The 25,689-nt window shown below is 74.4% G+C and carries 24 protein-coding genes, 3 pseudogenes and 1 riboswitch; of the genes and pseudogenes, 15 read left to right on the forward strand and 12 right to left on the reverse strand.

The window, feature by feature from the left end; all coding sequences use genetic code 11:
- The 8 genes and pseudogenes from VE614_RS06620 to VE614_RS06655 all read left to right on the forward strand — a co-directional run.
- Positions 1-742: pseudogene (locus tag VE614_RS06620) on the forward strand (glucose-6-phosphate isomerase); the annotation flags it as partial.
- 5 nt (positions 743-747) lie between these two features.
- Entirely contained in the window at positions 748-1,629 is an 882-nt protein-coding gene (gnd, locus tag VE614_RS06625) for a phosphogluconate dehydrogenase (NAD(+)-dependent, decarboxylating) (RefSeq protein ID WP_324933918.1), read from the forward strand.
- A 9-nt stretch (positions 1,630-1,638) separates the two neighbouring features.
- Complete coding sequence (locus VE614_RS06630) at positions 1,639-2,232, forward strand: histidine phosphatase family protein (RefSeq protein WP_324933548.1); 594 nt, start codon at positions 1,639-1,641, stop codon at positions 2,230-2,232.
- Positions 2,233-2,270: 38 nt separating this feature from the next.
- Positions 2,271-3,737 (forward strand): membrane-associated oxidoreductase, encoded by a 1,467-nt coding sequence (locus VE614_RS06635; protein ID WP_324933551.1) that lies wholly within the window; start codon positions 2,271-2,273, stop codon positions 3,735-3,737.
- Between the two features lie 63 nt (positions 3,738-3,800).
- Complete coding sequence (locus VE614_RS06640; RefSeq protein WP_324933554.1) at positions 3,801-5,033, forward strand: MFS transporter; 1,233 nt, start codon at positions 3,801-3,803, stop codon at positions 5,031-5,033.
- 36 nt (positions 5,034-5,069) lie between these two features.
- Entirely contained in the window at positions 5,070-5,666 is a 597-nt protein-coding gene (locus VE614_RS06645; protein ID WP_324933556.1) for a TetR/AcrR family transcriptional regulator, read from the forward strand.
- 8 nt (positions 5,667-5,674) lie between these two features.
- The gene (locus VE614_RS06650; RefSeq protein ID WP_324933559.1) at positions 5,675-7,087 is read left to right on the forward strand and encodes an MFS transporter; all 1,413 of its coding nucleotides are present in this window, start codon (positions 5,675-5,677) and stop codon (positions 7,085-7,087) included.
- Between the two features lie 65 nt (positions 7,088-7,152).
- Positions 7,153-8,406, forward strand: a complete 1,254-nt coding sequence (locus tag VE614_RS06655; RefSeq protein WP_324933562.1) for a serine hydrolase domain-containing protein — start codon at positions 7,153-7,155, stop codon at positions 8,404-8,406.
- 78 nt (positions 8,407-8,484) lie between these two features.
- Here the strand turns inward: VE614_RS06655 and ribA are convergent, their stop codons facing one another.
- Complete coding sequence (gene ribA / locus VE614_RS06660) at positions 8,485-9,144, reverse strand: GTP cyclohydrolase II (protein WP_324933565.1); 660 nt, start codon at positions 9,142-9,144, stop codon at positions 8,485-8,487.
- Positions 9,145-9,183: 39 nt separating this feature from the next.
- On the opposite strand from ribA, the gene VE614_RS06665 reads away from it, so the two are divergent.
- Positions 9,184-9,975 (forward strand): creatininase family protein, encoded by a 792-nt coding sequence (locus VE614_RS06665; RefSeq protein WP_324933567.1) that lies wholly within the window; start codon positions 9,184-9,186, stop codon positions 9,973-9,975.
- Positions 9,976-10,145: 170 nt separating this feature from the next.
- Here the strand turns inward: VE614_RS06665 and VE614_RS06670 are convergent.
- The 5 genes and pseudogenes from VE614_RS06670 to VE614_RS06690 form a co-directional block, all read right to left on the reverse strand.
- Positions 10,146-10,952, reverse strand: a pseudogene (locus VE614_RS06670) (lysylphosphatidylglycerol synthase transmembrane domain-containing protein); the annotation flags it as partial.
- Positions 10,949-11,947 (reverse strand): methyltransferase domain-containing protein, encoded by a 999-nt coding sequence (locus VE614_RS06675; protein WP_324933570.1) that lies wholly within the window; start codon positions 11,945-11,947, stop codon positions 10,949-10,951. The gene VE614_RS06675 and the pseudogene VE614_RS06670, both read right to left, overlap by 4 nt.
- Entirely contained in the window at positions 11,944-13,137 is a 1,194-nt protein-coding gene (locus VE614_RS06680; RefSeq protein ID WP_324933920.1) for a glycosyltransferase family 4 protein, read from the reverse strand. The genes VE614_RS06675 and VE614_RS06680 overlap by 4 nt, the downstream gene beginning before the upstream one ends.
- Positions 13,138-13,145: 8 nt before the next feature.
- Positions 13,146-13,544, reverse strand: coding sequence for a 6-carboxytetrahydropterin synthase (locus tag VE614_RS06685; RefSeq protein ID WP_324933573.1), 399 nt, complete (start codon positions 13,542-13,544; stop codon positions 13,146-13,148).
- Positions 13,545-13,617: 73 nt separating this feature from the next.
- Positions 13,618-14,595 carry a zinc-binding alcohol dehydrogenase gene (locus VE614_RS06690; RefSeq protein ID WP_324933577.1) on the reverse strand — a complete coding sequence of 326 codons (978 nt, stop codon included), beginning with the start codon at positions 14,593-14,595 and terminating at the stop codon, positions 13,618-13,620.
- A gap of 108 nt (positions 14,596-14,703) precedes the next feature.
- On the opposite strand from VE614_RS06690, the pseudogene VE614_RS06695 reads away from it, so the two are divergent.
- A pseudogene (locus VE614_RS06695) lies at positions 14,704-15,438 on the forward strand (CDP-alcohol phosphatidyltransferase family protein); the annotation flags it as partial.
- A gap of 134 nt (positions 15,439-15,572) precedes the next feature.
- Here the strand turns inward: VE614_RS06695 and VE614_RS06700 are convergent.
- The 6 genes from VE614_RS06700 to VE614_RS06725 all read right to left on the reverse strand — a co-directional run bounded on the left by VE614_RS06700 (position 15,573) and on the right by VE614_RS06725 (position 21,170).
- Complete coding sequence (locus VE614_RS06700; RefSeq protein WP_324933580.1) at positions 15,573-16,799, reverse strand: MFS transporter; 1,227 nt, start codon at positions 16,797-16,799, stop codon at positions 15,573-15,575.
- Positions 16,796-17,857: an ABC transporter permease subunit gene (locus VE614_RS06705; RefSeq protein WP_324933583.1), complete on the reverse strand. Its 1,062-nt coding sequence runs from the start codon at positions 17,855-17,857 to the stop codon at positions 16,796-16,798. Before VE614_RS06705 ends, VE614_RS06700 begins: the two co-directional genes overlap by 4 nt.
- A gap of 3 nt (positions 17,858-17,860) precedes the next feature.
- Entirely contained in the window at positions 17,861-19,369 is a 1,509-nt protein-coding gene (locus VE614_RS06710; protein ID WP_324933586.1) for an ABC transporter substrate-binding protein, read from the reverse strand.
- A 4-nt stretch (positions 19,370-19,373) separates the two neighbouring features.
- A complete protein-coding gene (locus tag VE614_RS06715) occupies positions 19,374-19,850 on the reverse strand; it encodes a GNAT family N-acetyltransferase (protein ID WP_414719540.1) in 477 nt (158 codons plus the stop codon).
- A 221-nt stretch (positions 19,851-20,071) separates the two neighbouring features.
- On the reverse strand, positions 20,072-20,302 hold the full coding sequence (locus VE614_RS06720) for a hypothetical protein (protein ID WP_324933591.1): 231 nt from the start codon (positions 20,300-20,302) through the stop codon (positions 20,072-20,074).
- Positions 20,303-20,471: 169 nt separating this feature from the next.
- On the reverse strand, positions 20,472-21,170 hold the full coding sequence (locus tag VE614_RS06725; RefSeq protein ID WP_324933594.1) for a nucleotidyltransferase domain-containing protein: 699 nt from the start codon (positions 21,168-21,170) through the stop codon (positions 20,472-20,474).
- A 205-nt stretch (positions 21,171-21,375) separates the two neighbouring features.
- Between VE614_RS06725 and VE614_RS06730 the strand changes: the two genes are divergently transcribed.
- The 5 genes from VE614_RS06730 (at position 21,376) to VE614_RS06750 (ending at position 25,677) form a co-directional block, all read left to right on the forward strand.
- A complete protein-coding gene (locus VE614_RS06730; protein WP_324933597.1) occupies positions 21,376-22,506 on the forward strand; it encodes a glycerophosphodiester phosphodiesterase family protein in 1,131 nt (376 codons plus the stop codon).
- Between the two features lie 228 nt (positions 22,507-22,734).
- Positions 22,735-22,919: riboswitch (cobalamin riboswitch) on the forward strand.
- A 30-nt stretch (positions 22,920-22,949) separates the two neighbouring features.
- Positions 22,950-23,657, forward strand: coding sequence for an energy-coupling factor ABC transporter permease (locus tag VE614_RS06735; protein WP_324933600.1), 708 nt, complete (start codon positions 22,950-22,952; stop codon positions 23,655-23,657).
- The gene (locus VE614_RS06740; protein WP_324933603.1) at positions 23,657-24,070 is read left to right on the forward strand and encodes an energy-coupling factor ABC transporter substrate-binding protein; all 414 of its coding nucleotides are present in this window, start codon (positions 23,657-23,659) and stop codon (positions 24,068-24,070) included. Before VE614_RS06735 ends, VE614_RS06740 begins: the two co-directional genes overlap by 1 nt.
- Before the next feature lie 6 nt (positions 24,071-24,076).
- Positions 24,077-24,826, forward strand: coding sequence for a cobalt ECF transporter T component CbiQ (gene cbiQ, locus VE614_RS06745; protein WP_324933611.1), 750 nt, complete (start codon positions 24,077-24,079; stop codon positions 24,824-24,826).
- On the forward strand, positions 24,823-25,677 hold the full coding sequence (locus VE614_RS06750) for an energy-coupling factor ABC transporter ATP-binding protein (RefSeq protein WP_324933614.1): 855 nt from the start codon (positions 24,823-24,825) through the stop codon (positions 25,675-25,677). The genes cbiQ and VE614_RS06750 overlap by 4 nt, the downstream gene beginning before the upstream one ends.
- Positions 25,678-25,689: the final 12 nt, after the last annotated feature.

The following is a 25,689-nucleotide window of genomic DNA, read 5'->3' on the forward strand; positions in this document are numbered from 1 at the left end:
CGAGCACTTCCGCACCGCGCCCCCCGAGGCCAACGCCCCGCTGCTGCTGGGCCTGCTGGGCATCTGGTACAACAACTTCCACGACGCCCAGTCGCACGCCGTGCTGCCGTACAGCCACTACCTGTCCAAGTTCACCGCCTATCTCCAGCAGCTGGACATGGAGTCCAACGGCAAGTACGTCGGCCGGGACGGGCACGAGGTCGACTGGCAGACCGGACCGGTCGTGTGGGGCACCCCGGGCACGAACGGGCAGCACGCCTACTACCAGCTCATCCACCAGGGCACCAAGCTCATCCCGGCCGACCTGATCGGCTTCGCCCGCCCCGCCGGCGAGCTGAGCGCCGAGCTCAAGGCGCAGCACGACCTGCTGATGGCCAACCTGTTCGCGCAGGGGCAGGCGCTCGCCTTCGGCAAGACGGCCGACGAGGTCCGCGCGGAGGGCGTCGCCGAGGAGCAGGTCGCGCACCGCACCTTCAAGGGCAACCACCCGACGACCACGATCCTGGCCCCCGAGCTGACACCGTCGGTGCTGGGCCAGCTGATCGCGCTGTACGAGCACAAGGTGTTCGTGCAGGGCGCCGTCTGGAACATCGACTCCTTCGACCAGTGGGGCGTCGAGCTGGGCAAGGTCCTCGCCAAGCGGGTCGAGCCCGCGCTCACCGAAGGCGCCGACGTGCCCGGCCTCGACCCCTCCACCGCCGCGCTCGTCGCCGCGTACCGCGACCTCAAGGAAGAGAAGTGATGACCATGCAACTCGGACTCATCGGCCTGGGCAGGATGGGCGGCAACATGCGCGAGCGGATCCGCCGCGCGGGCCACACCGTCGTCGGCTACGACCGCAACCCCGACCTCTCCGACGTGAGCGGCCTCGCCGAACTCGTCGAGCGGCTCGACGCCCCCCGCACCGTGTGGGTGATGGTCCCGGCGGGCGCGCCCACCCAGTCCGTCATCGACGAGCTGGCGGACCTGCTGGAGCCCGGCGACACCGTCGTCGACGGCGGCAACTCCCGCTGGTCGGACGACGAGAAGCACGCCGCCGAGCTGGGCGCCAAGGGCATCGGCTTCGTCGACGCCGGGGTCTCCGGCGGGGTGTGGGGCCTGGAGAACGGCTACGCGCTGATGGTCGGCGGCGACAAGGAGCACGTCGACCGGGTCCAGCCGATCTTCGACGCGCTCAAGCCGGAGGGCCCGTACGGCTATGTCCACGCCGGCAAGGTCGGCGCGGGCCACTTCGCGAAGATGGTCCACAACGGCATCGAGTACGCCATGATGCAGGCCTACGCCGAGGGCTGGGAGCTGCTGGAGAAGGTCGACTCGGTGACCGACGTCCGCGAGGTCTTCCGCTCCTGGCAGGAGGGCACGGTCATCCGTTCCTGGCTGCTGGACCTCGCGGTCAACGCCCTCGACGAGGACGAGCACCTGGAGAAGCTGCGCGGCTACGCGGAGGACTCCGGTGAGGGCCGCTGGACGGTGGAGGCCGCCATCGACAACGCCGTGCCGCTGCCCGCGATCACGGCCTCGCTGTTCGCGCGGTTCGCCTCGCGGCAGGACGACTCGCCGCAGATGAAGATGATCGCCGCGCTGCGCAACCAGTTCGGCGGCCACGCCGTCGAGTCGGCGAAGAAGTAGGCGACACGAGTGGGGGATCTGCTGCTCGTCCGGCACGGCGAGACGGAGTGGAGCCTTTCGGGACAGCACACCAGCTTCACCGATCTGCCCCTGACGGGGCACGGTGAGGCACAGGCCAAGTCCCTGGCTCCGCTCCTGTCCGGCCGGACCTTCGCACGGGCGCTGACCAGCCCGCTGGGCCGCGCCGTCCGCACCGCCGAACTGGCGGGCCTGACCGGGGCGATACCCGACCCGGACCTGCGCGAGTGGGACTACGGCGGCTACGAGGGCGTCACCACCGTCGACATCCACCGCACCCGCCCGGACTGGGACCTGTGGACGGACGGCGTCCCGCCGGGCCCGGAGGGGCACCCGGGTGAGTCACCGGCCGAGGCCGGGGCCCGCGCCGACCGGGTGCTGGCGAGGATCGCTCCCGCGCTGGCCGACGGGGATGTGGTCCTGGTCGCCCACGCGCACTTCCTGCGCGTCCTGACGGCCCGCCACCTCGGTCTGGCGCCCGCCGAGGGGCGGCTGTTCCAGCTCGCCACCGGCACGGTGAGCCGGTTGTCGACCGAGCACGACCGGCCCGTGATCGCCGAGTGGAACATGCGGCCGGAACTGTGAGTTGACAGTGCCTCAGGGGCCCGCCAGAGTCGCGACCGATGGAGATCAACGATCTGACACCGGCTGAGCTGCGCGTCTGGCGGGCCTTCGTCCGTGGCGAGCGGGTGGACTTCCGCACCCGCGAGGACGAGGACGCCGCGGCCGGGGCGTCCTGGGGACCCGAACGCACCCTGCGGGCCTCGGCGCTCAAGGCCCTGCTGCTGCACGCCCCGCAGGAGGACGGCGAGATCGCCGCGCTGAAGGTGTCCGGTGCCCGCGTCACCGGCACACTCGACCTCACCCACGCCGTCCTCGGCTCCCACCCGGTCCGCCTCAGCCACTGCCACTTCACCGAGCGGCCCGAGCTGTACGGCATCCAGCTGCGCCGGCTCAGCCTCCAGGGGTCCGTACTGCCCGGCCTGGGGCTCGGCAGCGCCCGCGTCGACGGCACCCTGCGGCTGAGCGGCTGCCGCTTCTCGGGGCCGGTACAGCTCGCCGGCACGGAGATATCCGGCGCCCTGTTCCTGGAGGACGCCGAGCTGACCGCCGCCGACGGCACGGGGCCCGTCCTCAAGCTCAACCAGGCGGTCATCAACGACGACCTGTGGGCGCCGCGGCTGCGCGCACGGGGTGAGATCCGGCTCAACGGGGCTTCCGTCACCGGCTCGGTCAACTTCGCCGACGCCCTGCTCGACCGGGACGGGGAGACCGCCCTGGACGCACAGACCCTCACCGTCGACGGGGACTTCCAGCTGCGCCGGGCCCGGGTCCGGGGGTGGATCGGGCTGCGCGGCGCGCGGATCGCGGGCCGCCTGGACATGTCGTACGCCCATCTGTCGAACCCCTCCGACGCGGCGCTGCGGGCGAGCAGCAGCACCATCGGGGAGCTGTGGCTGCGCAAGGGGCCCGCCATGGAGGGCACCCTGAACCTGCGCCGGGCCCAGATCGAGGTGCTGTTCGTGGAGCCCGAGATGGTGCCGGAGCGGGTGCTGCTGGCCAGCCTCGCCTACACGTCGCTCACCCCGCACATGCCCGCCGAGCGGCGGCTGCCGATGCTGGAGCGGGACGGCGACGGCTATGTGCCGCACGCGTACGAGCAGTTGACCGCCGCCTACCGGCGGATCGGCGACGACCACGCGGCCCGGCTGGTGCAGCTCGCCAAGCAGCGCCGGCACCGCTCCACGCTCCCCTGGTACGGCCGGCTGTGGGGCCGGGTCCAGGACGCCGCCGTCGGCTACGGCTTCCGGCCGATGCGGGCCTTCGGCTGGCTGCTGTCGTTGCTCGCCGTCGGCTCGGTCGCCTACGCGCTGGAGCATCCGCCGCCGCTGAAGCCGGGCGAGGCCCCGGACTTCGACCCGGTGTTCTACACCCTCGACCTGCTGCTGCCGGTGATCTCCTTCGGGCAGGAGGCGGCGTTCGCGCCCACCGGCTGGCGCCAGGCGCTGGCGTATGTGCTGGTGCTCACCGGCTGGATCCTGGCGACGGCCGTCGTCGCCGGTGTGACCCGGACCGTCAACCGCCCGTGAGCCGTCGCGGGTCCGAGCCCGCTCCTTGAACCTGACACCGGTGTCAGGCCCGAACCTGCGGGCATGCGAAACCGGACTCCTCTCCAGCCAGCACTCCGGCGGGACCCGGAAGCGGTCCCGCCCCGGCTTCCCCTGACCGCCCTCCTCGCCCTGGCCACCGCCGTCTTCGTCACCAGTCTCACCGAGACCCTGCCCGCGGGCGTGCTGCCCGCGATGAGCGCGGACCTCGGGGTGGGCGAGAGCGCGGCGGGGCAGTCGGTGACGGTGTACGCGGCCGGTACGGCGCTCACCGCGATCCCGCTGTCCGCGGCCACCGCGCGCTGGCGGCGCAAGCGGCTGCTGCTGACGGCGATGGCCGCCTTCGCCGTCGCCAACGCGGTCACCGCCGCCTCCGCGAGCTATCCGCTGACCATGGCCGCCCGGTTCACGGCCGGGGTGGCCGCGGGCCTGGCCTGGGCACTGCTCGCCGGATACGCCCGCCGCCTGGCGCCGCCCGCCGTCCAGGGCAAGGCGGTCGCGGTCGTGATGACCGGCGTCCCGGTGGCGCTGTCGCTCGGGGTGCCCGCCGGGACGTATCTGGGCGGGGTGCTGGGCTGGCGCGCGGCCTTCTGGCTGATGACCGCGGTCACCGCGGCGCTGCTCGGCTGGATCGCGCTGGGTGTCCCGGACCGGCCGGGGCGGCGGACGGGCGACCGCGGCCCGATGCTGCGGGCGCTGTCGGTGCCCGGTGTGGCGCCGGTGCTGTCCGTCACCCTGGTCTTCGTGCTGGCGCACACCGTCCTGTACGCCTACATCGCCACGTTCCTCGACCGGTACGGCATGGGCGACCGGGCCGACCTGGTGCTGCTGGTGTTCGGCGGCGCCTCCCTGCTGAGCGTCTGGATCGTCGGCGCGCACATCGACCGGCGGCTGCGCGCCCTCACCGTGACGAGCACCCTGCTGGTCGGCCTGGCGGCGGCACTGCTCGCCGGATACGCCGGCACACCCGCGCTGGTGTGGCTCGCGGCGGCGCTGTGGGGGCTCGGCTGGGGCGGCGCGCCCACCCTGCTCCAGACGGCCGTCGCGGACGCGGCCGGTGAACAGGCGGACGCCGCGCAGGCGATGCTCGTCACGCTGTGGAACGCGGCGATGGCCGGGGGCGGGGTGCTCGGCGGCGTGCTGCTCGGCCTGTTCGGGGCGGCCGCGTTCCCGTGGAGCGTGCTGGTGCTGCTGGTGCCGGCGCTGGTCGTGGTGGTGGGCGCCCGCACCCACGGCTTCCCCGCCGGTACACCGCCGCTTCGCCGCCCGCACCCGTGAGTAGACAGTGTCTACGCAAGCTGGTAGACAGTGTCTATGACTACTGCCGAGAAACCCGGCCCCGGCCTGCGGGCCCGACTCGTGGAGGTCGGCGTCGACCTCGTGACCCGCGAGGGCGCCCAGGCGCTGACGCTGCGCGAGATCGCCCGCCGGGCCGGGGTCTCGCACGGGGCGCCGCGCCGCTACTTCCCCACCCATCTGGAACTGCTGTCCGCCATCGCCCGCCGCGGCTTCGACACGCTGGGCGAGCGGGCGCGGGAGGCGCTGGCCCCCGGCGACGGTCCGGCGGACCCGCGCGAGCAGGTGGCGGCGCTCGGCCGGGTCTACCTTGAGTTCGCGCTCGGCAACCGAGGGATGTACGAGCTGATGTTCCGTCACGACCTGCTGGTCAGCGGCCACCTGGGTCTGCGGGACACCAGCCTTCCGCTCTTCGGGCTCCTGGTGGACCTGGTCGGCCGGGCCCGTCCCGACGCCGATGCCCGGGCCGTGGCGGGCGCGCTGTGGGCGAACCTGCACGGCGTCGCCCAGCTGTGGTGCTGGGGCAGCCTCCAGCTCGCCACCGGCAGCGAGGACTACACGCCCCTGCTGCACACCGTCCTGAACGCCCACCTCGGCCCCGGCGCCGCCCGGTGAACCGCTCCGTGAACCGCTCCGCGAACCGCCCGCCGAGCGGCCCGCTGACGCTGGCGAGCAGTGTCGCCGGTGCGGTGGTGGTCGCCCTGGACGGCACCATCCTGACCATCGCCCAGCCCACCCTCCAGCGCGACCTCGACGCCTCCTTCGCCCAGGTCCAGTGGACCACCACGGGCTACCTCATCGCGGTGGCCGCGCTGCTGGTGTTCGCGGGACGGCTGGGCGACCGGTACGGGCACCGGCGCCTGTTCGGCCTGGGCATGCTGGGCTTCGGCGCCACGTCGGCCGGGATCGCGCTGGCCCCCGGCATCGGCTGGGTGATCGCCCTGCGGGTGGCCCAGGGCGTCTTCGGGGCGCTGCTCCAGCCCGCGACACTCGGTATGCTGCGCGCCGCCTACCCGCCGGACCGGCTGCGCACGCCCCTCGCCGTCCGCACCGCCGCCATCGGGGTGGCCGCCGCCGCGGGCCCGGTCCTCGGTGGGGCGCTGGTGACCGAGCTGGGCTGGCGCTCCGTGTTCCTCCTGCACGTCGTACCGGCCCTGCTGTTCGGGCTGCTCGCCCTGGCCGCGCGGAACCCCGAGCCGCCACGGACCGCCGTACGGCTGGACCTGCCCGGCGCGCTGCTGCTCGCCCTGGCCCTCGCCGCCCTCGTGCACGCCCTCGCCGCCCTGTCCGAGTCCGCCGGGGCCGGTCCGGCGGCACCGGGCCTCACCGTGGCGGCCGTCGCCGGGGCGGCGTTCGTACGGCGTGAGCGGCGCGCGGCGAGCCCGCTGCTGCCCGCCCGCGTCGTGGGGTCGGCGGCCATCGGCTCCGCACTGGGCATGCTCGTGACCGCCTCGGCCGCCCTGCACGGCGCCCTGTTCATCTGTGTGTACCTGCTCCAGGACACCTTCGGCCTCGACCCGCTGCAGACCGCGCTGCGCAGCCTGCCGCTGGCCCTGCTGATGATCGCCGCCGCGCCGGTCAGCGCCGTGCTGCTGCGGCGGGCGGGTGCCCGGCGGACGACCACGGCCGCGGCACTCGTCCTCGCCGCGGGCATCGCGGTGCTGTCCGCCGCGTCGGGCACGATCTCCCTGTGCGCGGGGTTCGCGCTGGTCGGAGCCGGATTCGGCACCGTGATGGTGGCGGCCACGCATGTCGTCGTACGGCATGCCCCCGTGGAGTCGGCCGGCGTGGCGGGCGGCCTCCAGCAGACGGCGCTGAACCTCGGCCCCGTGCTGGGAGTGGCCACGGCGACCCTGCTCGCCGAACTGGGCTCCCTGCGCACCCCCCTGCCGGTCCTCGCCGCGGTGGCGGCGCTGGGCGCGCTGCTCGGGGGCGCGCTGCCGGGGCGGGCCGGGACGAAGGGCACGAAGGGGGCGGAGGGATCCACGGGGACGCACGTCACGACGGGCCCGGAGCGGCGTGCCGCGCGACGATGAGGTCTGAGGGCATCTGCACGGGGTATGCCCGATCGCACCTCGAGGAACGCGATCGGAGGAGAGCGATGGCACAGCTGCGACAAGAGGTCGAGCCGGACGAGGCGGGACTGGACGCGAAGGCGCTCGGCCGGCTGGACCGGCACTTCGCCCGCCAGGTCGACGCGGGACGGCTGCCGGGCTTCCTCGTGGCCGTCGCGCGCGGCGGCCGGGTCGCCCACCTCACCACGTACGGGCACCGCGACATCGCCGCCGGACTGCCCGTGGAGCCGGACACCCTGTGGCGGATCTACTCCATGACGAAACCGGTCACCGCGGTGGCCGCGCTGCTGCTGATGGAGGAGGGCCGGCTGGCGCTGGACGACCCGGTCGCCCGGTACCTGCCGGAGTTCGCCGACGCCCGCGTCCACGTCGAGGGCTCCGGCGAGGAGGTCCGCACCCGGCCGGCCGCCGGTCCGATACGGATCCGGCATCTGATGACCCACACCGCCGGCCTGACCTTCGCCTTCTACCACACCCACCCGGTCGACGCCCTGTACCGGGAGGCCGGTCTGCACTCGTCGGTGGCGCCCGGCACCGATCTGGCGGGCACGGTCGAGGTGTACGCGCGGATGCCGCTCCAGTTCGAACCGGGCACGCAGTGGAACTACTCGGTGGCCAGCAATGTGCTGGGCCGGATCATCGAGGTGGTGTCGGGGCGGCCGCTGGACGAGTTCTTCGCCGAGCGGATCTTCCGGCCGCTCGGCATGCCGGACGCCGGTTTCCAGGTGGACGACGAACAGGCGGGGCGGCTCGCTGAGTTGTACGGCGAGAAGGAGGACGGCAGCGGCATCGAGCCTATCCCCGGGCTGCCGCTGCGCGGCCGGCCGCGGTTCCTGTCCGGCAGCGGCGGCCTGGTGGCGAGCGCGTACGACATCCACCGGTTCATGGAGCTGCTGCGCCGCCGCGGGGAACTGGACGGCGAACGGCTGCTCGCACCGGAGACGGTCGGCCTGATGACCGCCAACCAGCTGCCCGGCGGCGCCGACCTGCGCTCCTTCGGCAGCCACCCCGCGCACGACGCGCCCGGCAACGAGGGCGTCGGCTTCGGGCTGGGCGTGTCGGTGGTGATCGACCCGTCCCGCACCCAGGCGCCCTCCGGGCTCGGTACGTTCGGCTGGAGCGGGGTGGCCACGACGACGTTCTGGGTCGACCCGAGCCGGGATCTGACCGTGCAGTTCCTGACCCAGCTGCGCCCGCGCCGCTCGCACACCGTCTACCCGGACCTCAAACGGCTGGTCCACGAGGTGGTCGCGCCGGTGTCCGGGTCATCGCCGCGGTAGCCCGGGCGGGGCCCGCCGAGCGCCGGCCACCAGCCGGTCGGCGCTCGGCGCTCGGGGGGAGGGCGGCCGTCCGGGGCCTCAGGACCAGTGCGCCACCGCGTCCAGATGGGGCAGATGGTGGTCCATCCGCTCCCGCTTCGTCCGCAGGTAGGTGATGTTGTTCTCACACGGGGGTATGAGCAGCGGAACCTGTTCGGCGACCTCTATGCCGTGCCGCACCAACGCCTCCCGCTTGCGCGGGTTGTTGGACATCAGCCGCACCGAGCGCACCCCCAGGTCCTGGAGGATCCCCGCGGCGGACCCGTAGTCCCGGGCGTCCACCGGCAGGCCGAGCGCGACGTTCGCCTCGACCGTGTCCAGCCCCTCCGCCTGCAACGCCATCGCCCGCAACTTGCCCAGCAACCCGATGCCCCGGCCCTCGTGCCCTCTCAGATAGACGACGACACCGGCCCCTTCGGCGGCCACCGCGCGCAGCGCCGACGCCAGCTGGTCACCGCACTCGCAGTGCCGCGAGCCGAACGCGTCGCCGGTCAGGCACTCGGAATGCAGCCGGGTGAGCACCCGGTCGGTGCCGAGATCGCCGTGCACCAGCGCCACTTGCTCCTCACCGCGGTCGTGGTCGAGATATCCGATCGCCTGAAACGGTCCGTACACGGTGGGCAGCGGGGCATTCACCACGCGTTCCACACCGGTGCGGTGCGTCGGCTTACCGCCGATGACGCCGAGGTTCTCTGTCATGATCTGACTTCCCAATCAGAGTCGAAAGGCCGTGAGAATATGAATGGTGCGGGTCTGTTTCCGGCGGACACGACGGAGGACGTACGCGCTCGCGGGGCGGGTTCGACACGGCAGGTCGCCGTCCTCCCGGTCGGGAGCTTCGAGCAGCACGGCCCGTACCTTCCGCTGGCCACCGACACGCTCGTCGCCTGCGCCGTCGCCCGGGACATCGCCGCCGCGTACCCGGTGCATCTGCTGCCCCCGGTGACCGTCTCCTGCTCACACGAGCACGCGGGCTGGCCGGGAACCGTCAGCATCTCCTCGGTGACCCTGCACGCGGTCATCCGGGACATGGCGGATTCGCTGCGCCGCTCCGGCGTCGAGGCCCTGGTGCTGGTCAACGGGCACGGCGGCAACTACGTCCTGGGCAACGTCGTCCAGGAGGCCGCCGCGCGCGGCGAGCGGATGGCCCTGTTCCCCGCCCCGGAGGACTGGGAGACGGCACGGGAACGGGCCGGGGTGGCGACCTCCCTGCAAACCGACATGCACGCGGGGGAAATAGAGACCTCCATCCTGCTGCACGCCCATCCGGAATCGGTCCGGCCCGGTTATGAGACCGCCGATCTCATCGCCGACGACCGGCGTCATCTGCTCACCACCGGCATGTCCGCCTATACCGATTCCGGAGTCATCGGCAGGCCCTCCCTGGGCACCGCGGCAAAAGGGAAGGAACTGCTGGCGAGTCTGGTGGATTCCTTCGCCGCGTATTTCACGCTGCTCACCTCCGAGCAAGACGGAACAGACGAAACTGATGAACTGGGCGTACGGGTCGTACGGGTCGAGCGGGCGTAGCGGGCGCCCGCGGGCACGGGCTCCGGTACGGCGGGCGCGGCTTCTCCGCCCGCCGTGCCGGCCGCCCGCGACGACGTGCTCCAGCGGGCGGCGAGCACGAGCACGCCCGGCAGACTCGCCGCGAAGCCCAGCGCTCCGTAGACGACCGCGACCGCGAGGCCGTTGCCCGCGCCCAGTCCGGCGGCCCCGAACGCCCAGGCCGTGGCGCCCTCCCGAGGACCCCAGCCGCCCACGTTGAACGGCAGGCTCATGGCGAGCAGGGCGAGCACCGCGAGCGGCAGCAGCGCCACCGCGGAGGCATCGCTGCCCACCACCCGGGCGGCCAGCAGGAACATCGCGACATGCCCGGCCAGGACGACGACGGACGCGACGGCGACGCCCGGCCCGTTGCGGCGGGACAGCAGTGCCGCGCGCACCTCGGCGCCCAGTGACCGGAGACGGGCCCTCGGGCTCCGGTCCGGCCACAGGGCGAGACCGATCGCCACCACGCCCACCGCCGCCAGCGTCGCCGGCAGGGCGAGCTGCCGGGCCTCCGTGCGCACCGGGGACGGCACGGTCAGCAGGATTCCCGCGCCCGCCACCGCCAGCACCACCTGCCCGGCGGTCCGTTCGAGCACCACCGCCCGCACCCCCCGGCCGAGATCCCCGGCGCTGCGCCCGTGGCGTACCGCCCGGTGCACATCGCCGACGACTCCGCCGGGCAGGGCCGCGTTCAGGAACAGCGCCCGGTAGTAGCCCGCCACCGCCGGCCCGAACGGCAGCCGGATGCCGAGCCCGCGGGCCACCAGCTGCCAGCGCCAGGCGCTGAACGCCGTGGTGACCAGGCCGATCCCGACCGCCGCCAGCACCGCGGGCCCGTCGATCCGCCGCAGTCCGCCCAGGAACGCGCCGGTGCCCAGCCGCCAGAGGAGGACGGCGAGGACGGCGGCCCCGGCGATCGCCCCGAGACGGGCACGCGCGGTGCGGGACGTCCTCACGAGACCTCACCGGCCGGACGGCACAGCGCCAGCAGGTCGCTGTGGTGGACCGTGACCCGCAACTCCCCCGCCGCGCAGGCCGCCAGCCGCCCCGCCAGGTACGTCCCGGCGCGCGCCGCCAGTCCGGGGCACTGCTCGACGGCGGCGCCCACCCAGCCGCGCAGCCACTGCGCCGTCAGCTCGGCGTCGCCGGGCCCGAGCCGCCAGGGACTCGGCCGCACCCGCACCGTCGCGCCCCGCGCGGCGAACGCCTCGCCGGCCGCGGTGACCGCGTCCGGGCCGAGCAGCCCGGAGCGCCGCTGATGGGCGTTGAACGCCTCGGTGATCTCCGCGTCCAGCGGGTCACGCGGGGTGAGTTCGACACGGCCGGCCACGGACAGCGTCAGCAGGGCCGGGCACCCGGCATCCGCGCAGACGGCGGCGAGGGTGTCCACCTCCTCACCGGTGAGGACGTCCAGCAGCGCGGACGCCGTGACGAGGGAGGCACCGGCGAGGGCGTCCGGGGTGAGCCGGGCGATGTCGCCGCGCCGGGTCTCGACGGTCACCCGGCTGCCGTCGGCGGCGGCGCGTGGGGAGGCCGCGGCGGCGAAGTGCAGCAGGTAGGGGTCGCGGTCGTGCAGCACCCAGTGCTGGGCGCCGTCGAGCCGCGGCGCGAGCCAGCGGCCCATCGAGCCGGTGCCGCAGCCCACGTCGTGCACGACGAGTCCGCCGCCGCGCCGGGGCAGATCGGCCAGCCGGATCCGCAGCGGTTCCACCAGCTCCGCCGCCCGCGCCACCGCGTCGGCGGCCTCCCGCAGCTGGAGCCACTGCGGCGCGTACCGCGGCGGCTCCTCGGCCTCGCCGCCCTCCCGGAGGCGTACGGTGGGCCGCTCGCCGGGGCGGACGGTGGGCCCCGCGCCGGGAATGACCCCGGGTGCCGGGGTCGTCGCGGTCCTCCCGTCCGGCCGTGCCGGGATCGGGCCGCCGCGCCGCGCCGTCGTACCGGTGTCGTTCATGCCGCCCTCCGTGGTTCGCCGGGGAGCCGGCTCAGTACGCCGGCGAGGGACCGGGCGGTGGCGGCCCAGCCGCCGAGGGCGGCCCGGCGGCCCCGCGCGGCGGCCTTGAGACGGCGCCGCACATCCGCCTCGCCGAACCAGCCGCGCAGCTCCGCGGCGAGCGCGGCCGGGTCCTCCGGCGGGACGAGGATGCCGGGCATCCCGCCGTCGGGGGCGCGGCCGACCGCCTCCGGGAGCCCGCCCACGTCCGTGGCCAGCACCGGGATACCGCGCGCCAGCGCCTCCGTGACCGCCATGCCGTACGTCTCGGCGTACGACGTGAGGACCATGAGGTCGGCGGCGGCGTAACTCGCGTCGAGAGCGGCCCCGGACCGCGGGCCCGCGAGGTGGATACGGCCCGTCAGGCCGTGGCCGTCGATGAGCGCCCGCAGCCGGGCGACGTACTCCCGGTCCTGGGTCAGCCCGCCCACGCACACACAGCTCCACGGCAGTTCGGTCACCGCGGCCAGCGCCTCCACCAGCCGGTGCTGCCCCTTGCGGGGGGTGACCGCGGCGACGCACAGCAGCCGTGACACCCCGTCGGTGCCGGGTGCGAGGGGCGCGATGTCGGCGCCGGGCGCGGCGGCGTGCACGCGCTCGGGCGCCAGCCCGTGGTGGGCGACGAGCCGGCGGACCGCCCAGTCGCTGGTGGCGATCACCGCCGGGACCGCCCGCAGCACCGCCCGCTCCCGGGTGTCCAGCTCGGCGGCCGTACCGGGCGGCAGGCCCGTCTCGTCGGCGAGCGGCAGATGGACCAGCACGGCGAGCCGCAGCCGCTCCGCCTCCGGGACGACGACCTCGGGGACGCCGCAGGCGACGAGTCCGTCGAGCAGCACCACCGCGCCGTCCGGCACGTCACGCAGGGCCCGCGCCAGTTCGGCGCGGGCCGCGGCGTCCGGGCGGGGCCAGGAACCGGCCACCACGAGCCGGCGGACCTGCCAGCCGAAGCCGGGCAGATCCAGGCAGACCCGCCGGTCGTAGGCGTTGCCGCCGCTCGGGGCGGCCGGGTCGTCGACCCCGCCCGGCAGCACGAAGTGCACGGTCCGCAGGGCCATCCGGACGATCTCCGCGCCCGCCAGGGCGGCGGACCGGACGGACACCTGGCGCAGCGGGGCGCTCGCCGCCGGGCGCGCCGCCGCCGGTTCGGTCATCGCGTCGGTCACAGGGCACGCTCGTAACTCGCCCAGGCGACATGCGACTCGTGCAGCGTGACCGAGATGCCCGCGATGCCCCGGGCACCCTCGCCGAGCGCGCCCTTGTGCACCCGCTCGGCGAGCCGGTCGGCGATGACCTTCGCCAGGAACTCGGTGGAGGTGTTCACTCCGGCGAAGTCGGGCTCGTTGTCGAGGTTGCGGTAGTTCAACTCCGCGACCACCGCGCCGAGTTCCCGGGTGGCCAGGCCGATGTCGACGACGATGTTGTCGTCGTCCAGCTCGGCGCGCCGGAAGGTGGCGTCCACCAGGAACGTCGCTCCGTGCAGACGCTGCGCGGGGCCGAAGACGTCGCCGCGGAAGCTGTGGGCGATCATGATGTGATCGCGGACGGTGACACTGAACAAGGGAACGACCCTCCAGGTGCGGTGCATCGATGCCGACTAGTACGGCTGAGGGCCTTCCCTTGTTCAGCGGCGGTCAGCTCCCGTACCGCACCCGATGGCACAACGCCGGGAGGCTGCCGTCGGCCAGCCGCGGCAGTACCTCGGGCAGCTCCTCGAAGGCGCACTCGCCCGTGACGAGCGCGTCGAACGCCGGGTCGGCCAGCAGGTCGAGGGCGAGGGCGAGCCGGTCGCCGTAGGAACGGCGGGCGCGGCGCGCCGGGGCGACGGTGCCGACCTGGCTGCTGCGCAGCACCAGCCGCCGGGAGTGGAAGTCCTCGCCGAGCGGGAGGCTCACCTTCCGGTCGCCGTACCAGCTGAGTTCGAGGACCGTGCCCTCGTCGGCGGCGAGTTCCAGTGCGCTGGCCAGACCCTGCTCGGTGGCGCTGGCGTGGACGACGAGATCGCAGTCGCCGAGCGCGTCGGCGGGCGCGGCGAATCCGGCGCCGAGCGCCTTGGCGGTCTCCTCACGGGCCGGGTCGGTGTCGACCAGCTGGACCCGCACACCGGGGAAACGGGCCAGCAGCGCGGCCACCGAGCAGCCGATCATGCCGCCGCCGACCACCGCGATCCGGTCACCGATCAGCGGTGCCGCGTCCCACAGCGCGTTGACCGCGGTCTCCACGGTGCCGGCCAGCACGGCCCGTTCAGCCGGTACCCGGTCCGGTACGGGGGTGACGGCGGAGGCCGGGACGACGTAGCGGGTCTGGTGCGGGTGGAGACAGAAGACGGTACGGCCGGCCAGGTGCGCGGGGCCCTCCTCGACGACGCCGACGCCGAGGTAGCCGTACTTCACCGGCCCCGGGAAGTCGCCCTCCTGGAACGGCGCCCGCATCGCCGCGTACTGGCTGCGCGGCACCCCGCCGCGGAACACCAGCGTCTCCGTGCCGCGGCTGACCCCCGACCACAACGCCCGTACCAGCACCTCGTCCTCGGCCGGCTCTCGCAGATCGACATCACGGATCTCTCCACACCCTGGAGAGATGAGCCAGAACGCGCGTGCGGGATGTGTCATCGGCGCTCCTCCTGAACGATCGGCGAGTGGTTCCCGTACCGAGCTGTGCACAGGCCGCGCACAGTACGCGGCGTCGATCGACTCTGTCACACGGCCGGAGGATGCGCGGTGGCCCTGAACAACACATGCGGTGCGTGGCCGGTCCAGCAGGAGACCGCGGCGGGCGCGGGCCTGCAGATCCTGCTGCTGGGCCTGCTCGGCCCGGCGGCCGGCATGGGCCCGGCGGGCTGGCTGACCGGCCTCGTCTGCGCCCTCGCGGGCTGGGCGGTCCTCTCCCGTGCCGTCCACCGCTCCCGGCTCAGCTCCTTCGGGCCCGCCAACCGGGTCACCCTCGGCCGCGCCGTCCTGGTCGGCGGGGTGACGGCACTGGTCGCCGACTCCTTCCGCAGCGCCCCGCCCGTCACCCTGTTCGTCGGCCTGACGGCGGTGGCGCTGATCCTGGACGGCGTGGACGGGAAGGTCGCCCGGCGCACGGGCACGGCGTCGCCGCTGGGGGCGCGCTTCGACATGGAGGTCGACGCGTTCCTGATCCTCGTGCTGAGCGTGTACGTGTCGACGCGGGTGGGGCCGTGGGTGCTGCTGATCGGCGGGATGCGCTACGTGTTCGTCGCCGCGGCCCGCCTCTGGCCGTGGCTCACCGCTCCCCTGCCGCCGAGCACGGCGCGCAAGACGGTCGCGGCGCTCCAGGGGGTGCTTCTGCTGGTGGCCGCCGCCGGGCTGCTGCCCCTCGCGGTCGACACGGGGGTGGCGGCGGTGGCACTGGGCCTGTTGTCGTGGTCGTTCGGGCGGGATGTGCTGTGGCTGTGGCGGAGGTCGCGGACGGCTGCCGGGGCGGGGTCGGCGGCGGTACGCCCGCATCGCGATGCCCGGCTTCGTACCGCGCCCTCTCGGGACGCCCGCCCTCGCCACACCCGCTCTCGCGACGCCCACGCGCAAGACGCTCACTCCCGGCAGGCCGGTTCCCGGGATGCCCGTGGTCACGCGCGTCGCGGCAGCAGGCCCACCGCCGCCGCCGGCACCGCCGCGAGCAGCAGCCACGGCACCGCCGCCGGCAGGCCCGCGTCCAGCAGGGTGCCGGTCGCCGCGCTGCCGAGCAGCACGATCAGGCCGGAGACCGAGGAGAGCGCGCCGGTGTAGAGGCCCAGCCGGCCGTCCTCGGCGAGATCGGGGACCCAGGCGCGGGCGGCGGGGGCGACGAGCATCTGGCCGACGGTGAGCAGTACGACGAACCCGGCCGCCGGCAGCAGTCCGGGCGTGCCGGTCCAGTCGGCGGGCCGGGCCGCCGCCACGACCACGAACCCGGCGGCGATCAGCAGAAGTCCGGCGGCCATCGACCGGCGCGGGGCGAGCCGGTCCCCCACCCAGCGGGTGACGGGCAGCTGGGCGGTCACCACCAGCAGCGAGGACAGCGCGAACAGCCAGGCCAGCGGCGCCTGCGAGCCGGCCGCGCGGTCCACCTCGCCGGGCAGGGCGAGGTAGAGCTGGTTGTAGGCGAGGAGGTAGGCGCCGTAGGCGCAGCACAGCGCAAGGAAGCGGCGGTCGCGCAGCAGCGTGCCGGTCCCGCCGCGCGGGCTGGTCCGCTTCCGTCCCGGGATGTGCTGCGGGAGCAGCCACGCGTGGCCGGCGAGGACGAGGACGAAGACGCCCGCTCCGGCGAGGCAGACGGCACGGAAGTCCACCGTCAGCAGCAGGGCGCCGAGCAGCGGACCGACGAACGCGCCCGCCTGCCCGGCCACGGTGAACAGCGCGAGCACCCGGGTGCGCGATCCGCCGCCCGCCTCCTCCCAGAGCACCGCCTGCCGGGCGACCTCGGACTCGACGGCGGGCGAGAACAGCGCGGCGGCGAAGCCGACGAGCAGGACGGCGCCGATCACCGCCCAGGTCGCCTCGGCGTACCCGAGCCAGGCGAATCCGGCGATGCGCAGGGCGCAGCCCGCGAGGACGACCGGCCGGACGCCGTACCGGTCCGCGAGCGCCCCGCCCACCACGAACAGCCCCTGCTGGCTGAAGGTCCGCAGCCCGAGCACGAGCCCGACCAGCCAGCCCGCCATGCCGACGGCCTGTCCGAGGTGCTCGGAGAGGAAGGGCAGCACGGCGAAGAAGCCCACGTTGAAGGCGAGTTGGGTGAGGATCAGCAGCCGCAGCAGCGGGGACGGCCGGGTGCGGCCGGGGGTGTGCCGCGGGCCGGGGAGGGACAGGGTCATCCGGCCCGCTCCGTCCCTGCCGAGGCCGGCTCCGGGTCCGGGGACGGGTCCGACTCCCGGGCCGGGGCCGTCTGTTCGCTGGGCTGTGGCTGCTGCGACTGCGACTGCGGGTGACGGCGGCGCGCGGGACGCCGGTCGCCCGGCGTCCCGCGCGCCGCGGTCACCGCGAGCGCGCCGAGCAGGGCGAGGACGGTGGCGGGCGCGAGGACGGCCCAGGGGGCGCGTTCGGCGTACGGCTGGTTCTCGGCGAGCAGCAGGCCCCATTCCGGGGACGGCGGCTGGGCGCCGAGGCCGAGGAAGGCGAGGGAGGCGAGTGCCAGGGCGACAGCGGGGAGCCGCAGCACGGCGTGCCGGACGACGGGCGGCAGGACGGCGGGCAGCAGTTCGTGGCGCAGCAGGTACCAGCGGCCGGCGCCGAGGGCGCGGGTGGCGGTGATGTGCAGGGCGGCGCGTTCCTGGCCCAGCAGGGCGGTGGTGTGCGCGGCGAGCGGCGCCCAGGCGACGGCGCCGACGGCGAGTGCGGGGGTGGCCGGTCCGCGGCCGGCGGCGGCGGTGACGAGGAGGGCGGCGAGCACGGGCGGTACGGCGTTGACGGTGTCGACGAGGGGTCCGGACAACCGGGGCAGGAGCCCGAGCAGCACGCCGACGAGCCGCCGCCGGCTGCCCAGCCACAGGGTGCGGGCGCAGACCAGCGCGGCCGTGCCGACCGCGACCAGCAGGGCCACCGCCGTCAGCAGCAGGGAGACGCCGAGGGCCTGGAGTACGGCCGGGGTGACCGGCTCGCCGGAGATCCAGGACCGTCCGGCGTCTCCGCGCGGCAGCCCCCCGAGCCATTGCCCGAGCAGACGCAGCGGCCCGGCGTCCAGCCCCAGCTGGGCCCGGATGCCGGCCAGCACCTCGGGGGCCGGATCGCGGTCGGCGGAGCGGGCCTTGAGGACGGTCAGCGCGGGATCGGCGCGGGCCAGCCAGGGCAGCAGGCCGATCGCGCAGACCAGGGAGGTGGCGAGGGCTGCCCGCCACAGCAGCGCGACCGCCCGGGTCCCGGTGTCGTGCGGCATGGGTCAGCGCCGCGTGCCGGTGCCGACGAGGGTGCGCTCGTACGGGTCGAGGAGCACCCCCCTGACGCCCTTGCCGACACCGGTGATGACGCGCTGGTGGACCAGCGGGACGACGGCGTCGGTGCCGAGGATCCGCGCTTCGGCGGCCATCACGGCGTCCTGCCGCGCCGCCGGGTCGGCGACGGCCTCGGCCCTCTCCACGGCCCGCTCGACGGCCTTGTCGCACAGCAGGGCGAGGTTGTAGCCGCCGTCGCAGGTGTGGTCGGAGGCGAGGACGGCGACGGGGTCGCCGGTGTCGACGAGGCTGTTGCGGGCGCCGACGAAGGCGTCGAACTTCCCGGCGAGGGCGTCGCTCTCCAGCCGCGAGTACTCGCGCACCTCCAGCCTCACCGTGAACCCGGCCTGCTCCAGTTGCTGCTTCAGTACCTGGGCGGCCTCGGGCAGTTCGGGCCGGTTGTCGTAGGTGGCGAGGGTGATCGAGGTGCCCTCGGGGTCGGCGGCCCCCGCTCGCCCGACAGGTTGCCTCCGCTTGCCCTCGGCCCAGGTGACGGCGGGCCCGTAGATACCGGCGCCCGGGTCGGCGTGCCCCTCGTACACCCCGTCGGCGAGCGCGGCGGTGTCCACGGCGGCGCGGGCGGCGGCCCGGAGCGCGGCGTCCTCGAAGGGCCCCTTCTCGGTGTTGAGCAGCAGGCTGGTGGTCCGGGTGGTCGCGGTCTCGCGCCGGATGTCCGGGGTGAGGGAGGCGGCCTGGGCGACGGGGATCGCCTCGGCGAGGTCGACCTGTCCGGTGCGCAGGGCGGCGGCGCGGGCGGTGCCGTCGGCGATGAACCGGGCGTCGACACCGGAGGCCTGGGCCCGGCCGCCCCAGTAGTCGTCGAAGCGGGCCAGAGTGGCGGAGCTGCTGCCGTTGACCTTCGTCAGCTCGAACGGTCCGGTGGCGGTGCCGACCGGATCGACGCGGTCCTTCTCGCCGTAGGCCTGCGGGGAGAGCACCGCGAGGCTGGGGCCGGCGAGGCGCAGCGGCAGTACGGGATCGGGTGCGCCGGTGGTGATCCGTACGGCCCGGCTGCCGACGGCCTCGGCGGTGAGGGTGACACCGGAGAGGGCCGCCGGGGCGGGCTTCGCCTCGGTGGCGCGGGTGAGGGAGGCGGCGACGGCGGCCGGGGACACGTCCGTGCCGTCCTGGAAGCGGGCCTCGCGCAGGGTGAACACCCAGGTGCGGTCGTTCGCGCGCTGCCAGGACGCGGCGAGCGCGGGGACGGCGGCGCCGTTGGCGTCCAGCGCGGTCAGCCCCTCGGTGACACCGAGGCGGCTGAGGATGGTCGCGTCGGCGCCGTACGGGGAGAGGTTCTCCGCGGGCGGAAAGGCGAGGGCGACGCGCAGCCGGGCGCCGCTCTGCCCCGCACCGGAACCACCGCCGCTGTCGGGGGAGGCGAAGCACCCGGCGAGCAGCGGGACGGTGAGAAGACCGGCAAGCAGCCGGACGCGACGGGACGAACTGGCGCTGCGCATCGGGCTACCGCCCCATCGGTATCTCGAAGTGGATGATCCCCTGCCCGCCACCGGTGTCCTCGCGCTCGTCGCGCACGACCTTGCCGAGCGAGCGCCAGAAACCCTCCGCGCCCGGCACGGACGGATCGGTGTGCAGGTAGACGGAGCGGTAACCGGCGTCGGCCTCGGCGAAGGCCACCAGCTCCGCGACGAGCCGCCGCGCCAGCCCGCGCCTGCGGTGCTCGGGGCGCACGTACACACGTCGCAGCTGCGCCGTCGTACCGGACGGGAAGCGCTCGGCGACCTCCCGGGGGTTCGGCGGGTGCGCGGGCCCGAGCGCGTCCAGCGCGGCGGTGGCGACGACGCTCCCGTCGCCTTCGTCGACCGCCACCAGCAGGGTGTGGCGTTCCGGGACCAGGTAGGCGGCCGCCGGATCGATGATGTCCCCGTGCCAGCGCGGCACGTATCCGGTGCCGAAGTCGCGGTAGACGGTGTCGAGCATCACCGCCCGGGCGGCGTCGAGGTCTTCCGGGCGGGCCGGCCTGATGATGTAGTCGCACGATTGCACTTGCACATCATATGCAATAAGCGGAACATGATGATCGGCGCGGGTGGCGTGGCCCCGTCGTCCCGCACCGCCGCCTGCCATGAAGACCCGATTGCCGCCGAGGCTCGGCCACGTCGCCCGGCCCCGTCGGCGGGTCACCCTCCGGCAGGATCCGGTCAGGGGCCGTGCTGCGACGGGTCAGCAGTCGGAGAAGTTCCAGAAATGTCCACGACGGCGAACGGATACGTGGGGGACCCTTCGCGCTCCGGGACCTGCGCCGCGTCGTCGAGACCGGTCCGGCCCCGGGGGTCAGGTACGGCCCGGGCCATCAGCGCGAGGACATCGAGGACCCGGTCCTCGTGGCGGCGCGGGCCCGTGGCCTCGGCGACCGGTTCCAGGACGGTCATCGCCGAGGCGCGCGGGGCACCGAGGAGCGACGCGCGGCCCGCGGTGCGGAAGGCCGTCTCCGAGGAGACTCGCTTCGCAGGACAGCGCGCCCCGCCTCGCAGACGGAGCGCTCACTTGGCGAGTGCAGGGAGGCGGACCGGCGGACAGCACCGGATTTTCTCGTCGCGCCTACGCCGCCTCGGGTGCGTAGAAGTGCGCCCGGACCCGCCGCAGCCACGCCTCCGCCGCGCTCTCGTCCGGCTGTTCCGGCAGTGCGCTGCGCGTCCGGTCGAAGGCGGACTCGTAGTGGCGCAGCAGGGGCAGCGCGGCGGACGGGTCGGCGGCGACCTGTTCGCCGAAGCGGTGGTAGCTGTCGGGGTCGTCGACCTGGATCGTCAGCCGGCCGGTGGTGTACAGCTCGTAGCCCTGGTGGCACAGCCGTTTGAGGTGGCGGGCGTGCTTGGCCGAGCGTCTGCGGGTGGGTGTCCCGTTCGCGTCGGTGGTGAACCGGTTCTGCAGCTTTCTGAACTGCTGGGTGGCGTAACCGAGATAGGCGTCGCGCACACGGCGCGCGCTCAGCAGTGTGGTGCGGATGTCGATCAGTTCGTCACCGAGGGGGGTGCGCACCTCGTACAGCTCGTCGGGCAGCCAGACCAGTTCCATCACCGTCGGGTTGCCGCCGAGGGCGAGCCGGCACCACTTGGCGGCCTCGTGCAATGTGCGGTCGGGTGCCGTGGAGACGTGGGACTCCTTCGGTGCGTGCAAGCCGTGCAGGGACTCGGTGGGCGCCGCGAACACGCCGAGCCGGTCCACGTCGGAGTCCTCGTGGGCGAGTCCGTACGCGGTCGATCCGACGACGCCGGACAGCAGGATGTTGTTCACGGTCATCCGCGTCATGATGCAGCGCTCCCCCCGAAAGCCTCACGCGCATTTCCGCCCGCTCCCCCGTGATGCGCCGTGTGACATGCTACTGGCGTGGCCGGGCGGCCGGTTTCCCGAGCGTTCACGGCTCCCTCACTCCCGCGTCCTTCTGGCCCGCCCCACGTCGAACTAGCGTCCCAGGGCGTCCCTTCGACGAACGAGTGAGGTTCCGATGTCCACCCAACACTCCCTCGCCGCCCTGGCCCTGCTGCCGGCCCTCGCCCTCCCGGCGACCGCCCACGCGACCACCGGCACCACCGGCACCACCGCCGCTGGCGGCACCACGGGCGCCACTGGTGCTGTCGGCACCGCGCCGGCGCCCGGCGTTCCGCCCCGGAAGACCCACTTCGATCTCCAGGCCCACCGCGGCGGCCTCGGCCTGACGACCGAGAGCACGCTGGAGGGGTTCGCCAAGGCCCTGCGGCTCGGGGTGTCCACGCTGGAGCTGGACACCCAGATCACCCGCGACCGCAAGGTCGTCGTCACCCACGACCGGCAGGTCAACGCCCAGAAGTGCCGGGACACGGCACCGGTCGTGCCCGGTGACCCGCAGTACCCGTACGTCGGCAAGTACGTCAAGGACCTGACCCTGGCCCAGCTCAGGACCATGGACTGCGGTTACCAGCAGCTGCCGGGGCACCCCGGGCAGGAGCGGATCGCCGGCGCCCGGATGGCGGAGCTGCGGGACGTGCTGGAGCTGGTGAAGCGGTACAAGGCCCGGCAGGTCACCCTCAACGTCGAGACGAAGGTCGAGGCGGGCGCGCCCGAGCAGACCGCGCCCCGCGAGTTGTTCGTGCGGCGGGTGTACGAGGAGATCCGCGCCTCGGGCATCGAGCGGCAGGTGACGGTCCAGTCCTTCGACTGGGGCGCGCTGAAGGTGATGCACCGGCTCGCCCCCCACTGGCCGCTGGTCGCCCTCACCAACCACGATTTCCTCCAGGTGGGCAAGCCCGGCGCCTCCCCGTGGCTCGGCGGGATCGACGCCGACGACTACGGCGGCGACTTCGTGCGGGCCGCCGCCACCGTCCCCGGTGTCCGGGCCCTCTCCCCCAACTACGGCTTCCCGCAGAACGGGAAGATCGGTGATCCGGGCTTCCGCTTCTACCCGGACCGCGCGATGGTCGCCGATGCCCACGCGCGCGGGCTGAAGGTCGTCCCCTGGACCTGCGACGATCCCGCCACGGTCGCCGCGCTGATGGACCTGGGGGTGGACGGGATCATCACCGACCATCCGGACCGGGTACGGGCGCTGATGGCGGAGCGGGGGATGCGGCTGCCGAAGCCGTACCACCCGCGGAGCTGACCCGTCCGGCGCCGGAAACCGGAGCTGTGACCCACCGCGGTCCCGCCCTGTGGTGTTGAGCACGCTGTGCGTGGTCCGGCGGCCGGTGGCAGCGCCACGGGGACCGGGGGACGCGCCCCCGCCCCCGCCGGGCGATCGGCCGTCCGGGCCACCGAGGGCGTGCGCCGGTGGGTGGGCGGTGCCGCCCAGCGCCCCCGGGGTGCGCTTGTCACCACCCCGAGCAGGGCATTACTGTCACCACGCCTTGGTGAACGGGAAATCCGGTGTGATGCCGGTGCGGCCCTCGCCACTGTGATCGGGAAGTCCGGCTCCGGCCCTCGCGGGCAGCCACTGGGTCCTCACGGACCCGGGAAGGCGGAGTTCGGGCGGTGGTACCCGTCAGCCAGGAGACCGGCCAAGGCGCGTCAACCATCCACGAGGTGCTGGAGAGGGTCGTTCGAGCCATGCACATAGCCGAGGGTTTTCTGCCTCCGGCGCACGCGGTCGCCTGGGGCGTCGCGTCCGCGCCCTTCGTCGTCCACGGCGTCCGTTCCCTCACCCGTGAGGTCCGTGAGCATCCCGAGAGCACGCTGCTGCTGGGTGCCTCCGGAGCATTCACGTTCGTTCTGTCCGCCCTCAAACTGCCCTCGGTCACCGGCAGCTGCTCGCACCCCACCGGCACCGGTCTCGGCGCGATCCTGTTCCGCCCGCCCGCGATGGCGGTGCTCGGCACGATCACCCTCCTCTTCCAGGCGCTGCTGCTCGCGCACGGCGGGCTGACCACACTCGGCGCGAACGTCTTCTCGATGGCGATCGCCGGGCCGTGGACCGGGTACGCCGTCTACCGGCTGCTGCGGCGCTACGGCGTGCCGCTGATGGTCGCCGTGTTCTTCGGCGCGTTCGCCGCCGACCTGTCCACCTACTGCGTCACCAGCGTCCAGCTGGCGCTGGCGTTCCCCGACCCGGGCAGCGGGTTCCTGGGCGCGCTCGGCAAGTTCGGCACCATCTTCGCCGTCACGCAGATCCCCCTCGCGGTGAGCGAGGGACTGCTGACGGTACTGGTCATGCGGCTGCTGGTGCAGTCGAGCAAGGGCGAACTGACCCGGCTGGGCGTGCTGGTGACCGGCAAGCGGGCCGAGGCGAAGCCGGCCGGCACGGGGGCGGTGGCGTGATGAGCCGGAACACGAGGATCAACGTCCTGCTGCTGCTCGTCGTCGTCGCGCTCGCCGTGCTGCCACTGGCGCTCGGCCTCGGGGACGACGAGGAGGAGCCGTTCGCGGGCGCCGACGCCCAGGCGGAGACGGCGATCACCGAGATCGACCCGGACTACGAGCCCTGGTTCTCGCCGCTGTACGAACCGCCGTCCGGGGAGATCGAGTCGGCGCTGTTCGCCGTGCAGGCGGCGATCGGCGCGGGCGTTCTCGCCTACTACTTCGGCTTGCGGCGCGGCCGGCGGCAGGGCGAGCAGCGCGCCCTGGCCCGGCAGGCCCCCGAAAGCGGACGGGACACCCCCGTGAGCGGGCGGGAAACCCCCGGAAACCCGCGAGACGTCACCGCCGGCGCCGACGGCGAGCCCGGGGTCTGAGCGCGCGTGCTGCCGATCGACGAGGCGGCGCACGCCAGCCGCTGGCGCCGCCGCCACCCGGTGGACAAGGCCGTGCTCGGGCTCGGCCTGACCGTGCTCGCGATCTCCCTGCCGCCCTGGCCGGGTGCGGCGCTGGTGCTGGTGACCGCGCTGGCCGTGCTGCTCGGTCCGGCGGGGGTGCCCGGGCGCCGGCTGTGGCGGGCGTACCGGGTGCCGTTGGGATTCTGTGTGACCGGAGCGGCCACGCTGCTGGTGCAAGTGGGCGGGCCCGGCGGGTTCCTGGCACTCGCCCCGGACGGCCCGGTGCGCGCCGGGGAGCTGCTGCTGCGCACCTCGGCCGCCTCCCTCGGCGTGCTGCTGTTCGCCTTCACCACCCCCATGTCCGACCTGCTGCCCCGGCTGGTGCGGGCCGGGGTGCCCGCGCCGGTCGTGGACGTGGCCCTGGTGACGTACCGGATGAGCTTTCTGCTGCTGGACTCGGTACGGCTGATCCGGGACGCGCAGGCCGCACGGCTCGGGCACACCACGCGGGCCGCGGCCTGGCGTTCGCTGGCCGGGCTCGGCGCGACCGCGTTCGTGCGGGCCTTCGACCGGGCGACGCGGCTCCAGGCGGGACTCGCCGGGCGCGGCTACGACGGCACGCTGCGCGTCCTGGTCCCCGAGGCGCGGGTCTCCGTGCGCTTCACCGCCGCGAGCTGCGCCCTGCTGACGGCGCTGGCCGCGCTCACCTTCGTACTGGAAAGGCCGCTGACATGAGCGAGGCCGCTGCCCTGGTCGCCCTGCGGGGCGTTTCCTTCGCCTACGAGGACGGCCCGGCCGTGCTCAGCGGGCTCGACTTCGCGGTGCGCGAGGGGCGGGCGCTGGCGCTGCTGGGCCGCAACGGCAGCGGCAAGACCACGCTGATGCGGCTGCTCAGCGGCGGACTGCGCCCGCGCGAGGGCCGGCTGACCGTCGAGGGTGACCCGGTCGGGTACGACCGCAAGGGGCTGACCCGGCTGCGGACGACCGTCCAGCTCGTGGTGCAGGACCCGGACGACCAGCTGTTCGCCGCGTCCGTCGCGCAGGACGTGTCGTTCGGGCCGCTGAACCTGGGGCTCACGGACGCGGAGGTGCGGGCCCGGGTCGCGGAGGCGCTGGCCGCGCTGGACATCACCGCGCTGGCCGACCGGCCCACCCATCTGCTGTCGTACGGGCAGCGCAAGCGGACCGCGATCGCGGGCGCGGTGGCGATGCGGCCCCGCGTGCTGATCCTCGACGAGCCGACCGCCGGCCTGGACCCGGACGGCCAGGAGCGGCTGCTGGTCACACTGGACGGGCTGCGCGAGCGCGGTACGACAGTGGTGATGGCCACCCATGACGTGGACCTGGCGCTGCGCTGGGCCGACGACGCGGCTCTGCTCACCCCCGCCGGGGTGCGCACCGGCCCGGCGCCGGAACTGCTCGCCCGCACCGACCTGCTCGCGCAGGCGGGCCTGCGGCTGCCGTGGGGTGTGGCGGCGGCCCGGCTGCTGCACGCCCAGGGCCTGCTGCCCGACCCGGCCGACGGCCCGCGCACGGCGGAGGCCCTGGCGGCGCTCGCCGCCGCACGCACCCCGTCCGAGGCCTGAGTGCTCGTGACG

It is taken from the genome of Streptomyces sp., from assembly GCF_035645055.1.
Lineage (GTDB): Bacteria > Actinomycetota > Actinomycetes > Streptomycetales > Streptomycetaceae > Streptomyces.

What these genes read in the sequence shown, in the direction of transcription:
- VE614_RS06635 (WP_324933551.1), top strand. Translation starts at nt 2,271, where the DNA reads ATGGAGATCAACGATCTGACACCGGCTGAGCTGCGCGTCTGGCGGGCC.
- ribA (WP_324933565.1), bottom strand. Translation starts at nt 9,144, where the DNA reads ATGACAGAGAACCTCGGCGTCATCGGCGGTAAGCCGACGCACCGCACC.
- VE614_RS06715 (WP_414719540.1), bottom strand. Translation starts at nt 19,850, where the DNA reads ATGCTCGACACCGTCTACCGCGACTTCGGCACCGGATACGTGCCGCGC.
- VE614_RS06665 (WP_324933567.1), top strand. Translation starts at nt 9,184, where the DNA reads ATGAATGGTGCGGGTCTGTTTCCGGCGGACACGACGGAGGACGTACGC.
- VE614_RS06710 (WP_324933586.1), bottom strand. Translation starts at nt 19,369, where the DNA reads ATGCGCAGCGCCAGTTCGTCCCGTCGCGTCCGGCTGCTTGCCGGTCTT.
- VE614_RS06705 (WP_324933583.1), bottom strand. Translation starts at nt 17,857, where the DNA reads ATGCCGCACGACACCGGGACCCGGGCGGTCGCGCTGCTGTGGCGGGCA.
- VE614_RS06725 (WP_324933594.1), bottom strand. Translation starts at nt 21,170, where the DNA reads ATGACCGTGAACAACATCCTGCTGTCCGGCGTCGTCGGATCGACCGCG.
- VE614_RS06645 (WP_324933556.1), top strand. Translation starts at nt 5,070, where the DNA reads ATGACTACTGCCGAGAAACCCGGCCCCGGCCTGCGGGCCCGACTCGTG.
- VE614_RS06680 (WP_324933920.1), bottom strand. Translation starts at nt 13,137, where the DNA reads ATGACCGAACCGGCGGCGGCGCGCCCGGCGGCGAGCGCCCCGCTGCGC.
- VE614_RS06700 (WP_324933580.1), bottom strand. Translation starts at nt 16,799, where the DNA reads ATGACCCTGTCCCTCCCCGGCCCGCGGCACACCCCCGGCCGCACCCGG.
- VE614_RS06740 (WP_324933603.1), top strand. Translation starts at nt 23,657, where the DNA reads ATGAGCCGGAACACGAGGATCAACGTCCTGCTGCTGCTCGTCGTCGTC.
- VE614_RS06655 (WP_324933562.1), top strand. Translation starts at nt 7,153, where the DNA reads ATGGCACAGCTGCGACAAGAGGTCGAGCCGGACGAGGCGGGACTGGAC.
- VE614_RS06730 (WP_324933597.1), top strand. Translation starts at nt 21,376, where the DNA reads ATGTCCACCCAACACTCCCTCGCCGCCCTGGCCCTGCTGCCGGCCCTC.
- VE614_RS06750 (WP_324933614.1), top strand. Translation starts at nt 24,823, where the DNA reads ATGAGCGAGGCCGCTGCCCTGGTCGCCCTGCGGGGCGTTTCCTTCGCC.
- VE614_RS06675 (WP_324933570.1), bottom strand. Translation starts at nt 11,947, where the DNA reads ATGAACGACACCGGTACGACGGCGCGGCGCGGCGGCCCGATCCCGGCA.
- VE614_RS06720 (WP_324933591.1), bottom strand. Translation starts at nt 20,302, where the DNA reads ATGACCGTCCTGGAACCGGTCGCCGAGGCCACGGGCCCGCGCCGCCAC.
- VE614_RS06735 (WP_324933600.1), top strand. Translation starts at nt 22,950, where the DNA reads ATGCACATAGCCGAGGGTTTTCTGCCTCCGGCGCACGCGGTCGCCTGG.
- gnd (WP_324933918.1), top strand. Translation starts at nt 748, where the DNA reads ATGCAACTCGGACTCATCGGCCTGGGCAGGATGGGCGGCAACATGCGC.
- VE614_RS06690 (WP_324933577.1), bottom strand. Translation starts at nt 14,595, where the DNA reads ATGACACATCCCGCACGCGCGTTCTGGCTCATCTCTCCAGGGTGTGGA.
- VE614_RS06640 (WP_324933554.1), top strand. Translation starts at nt 3,801, where the DNA reads ATGCGAAACCGGACTCCTCTCCAGCCAGCACTCCGGCGGGACCCGGAA.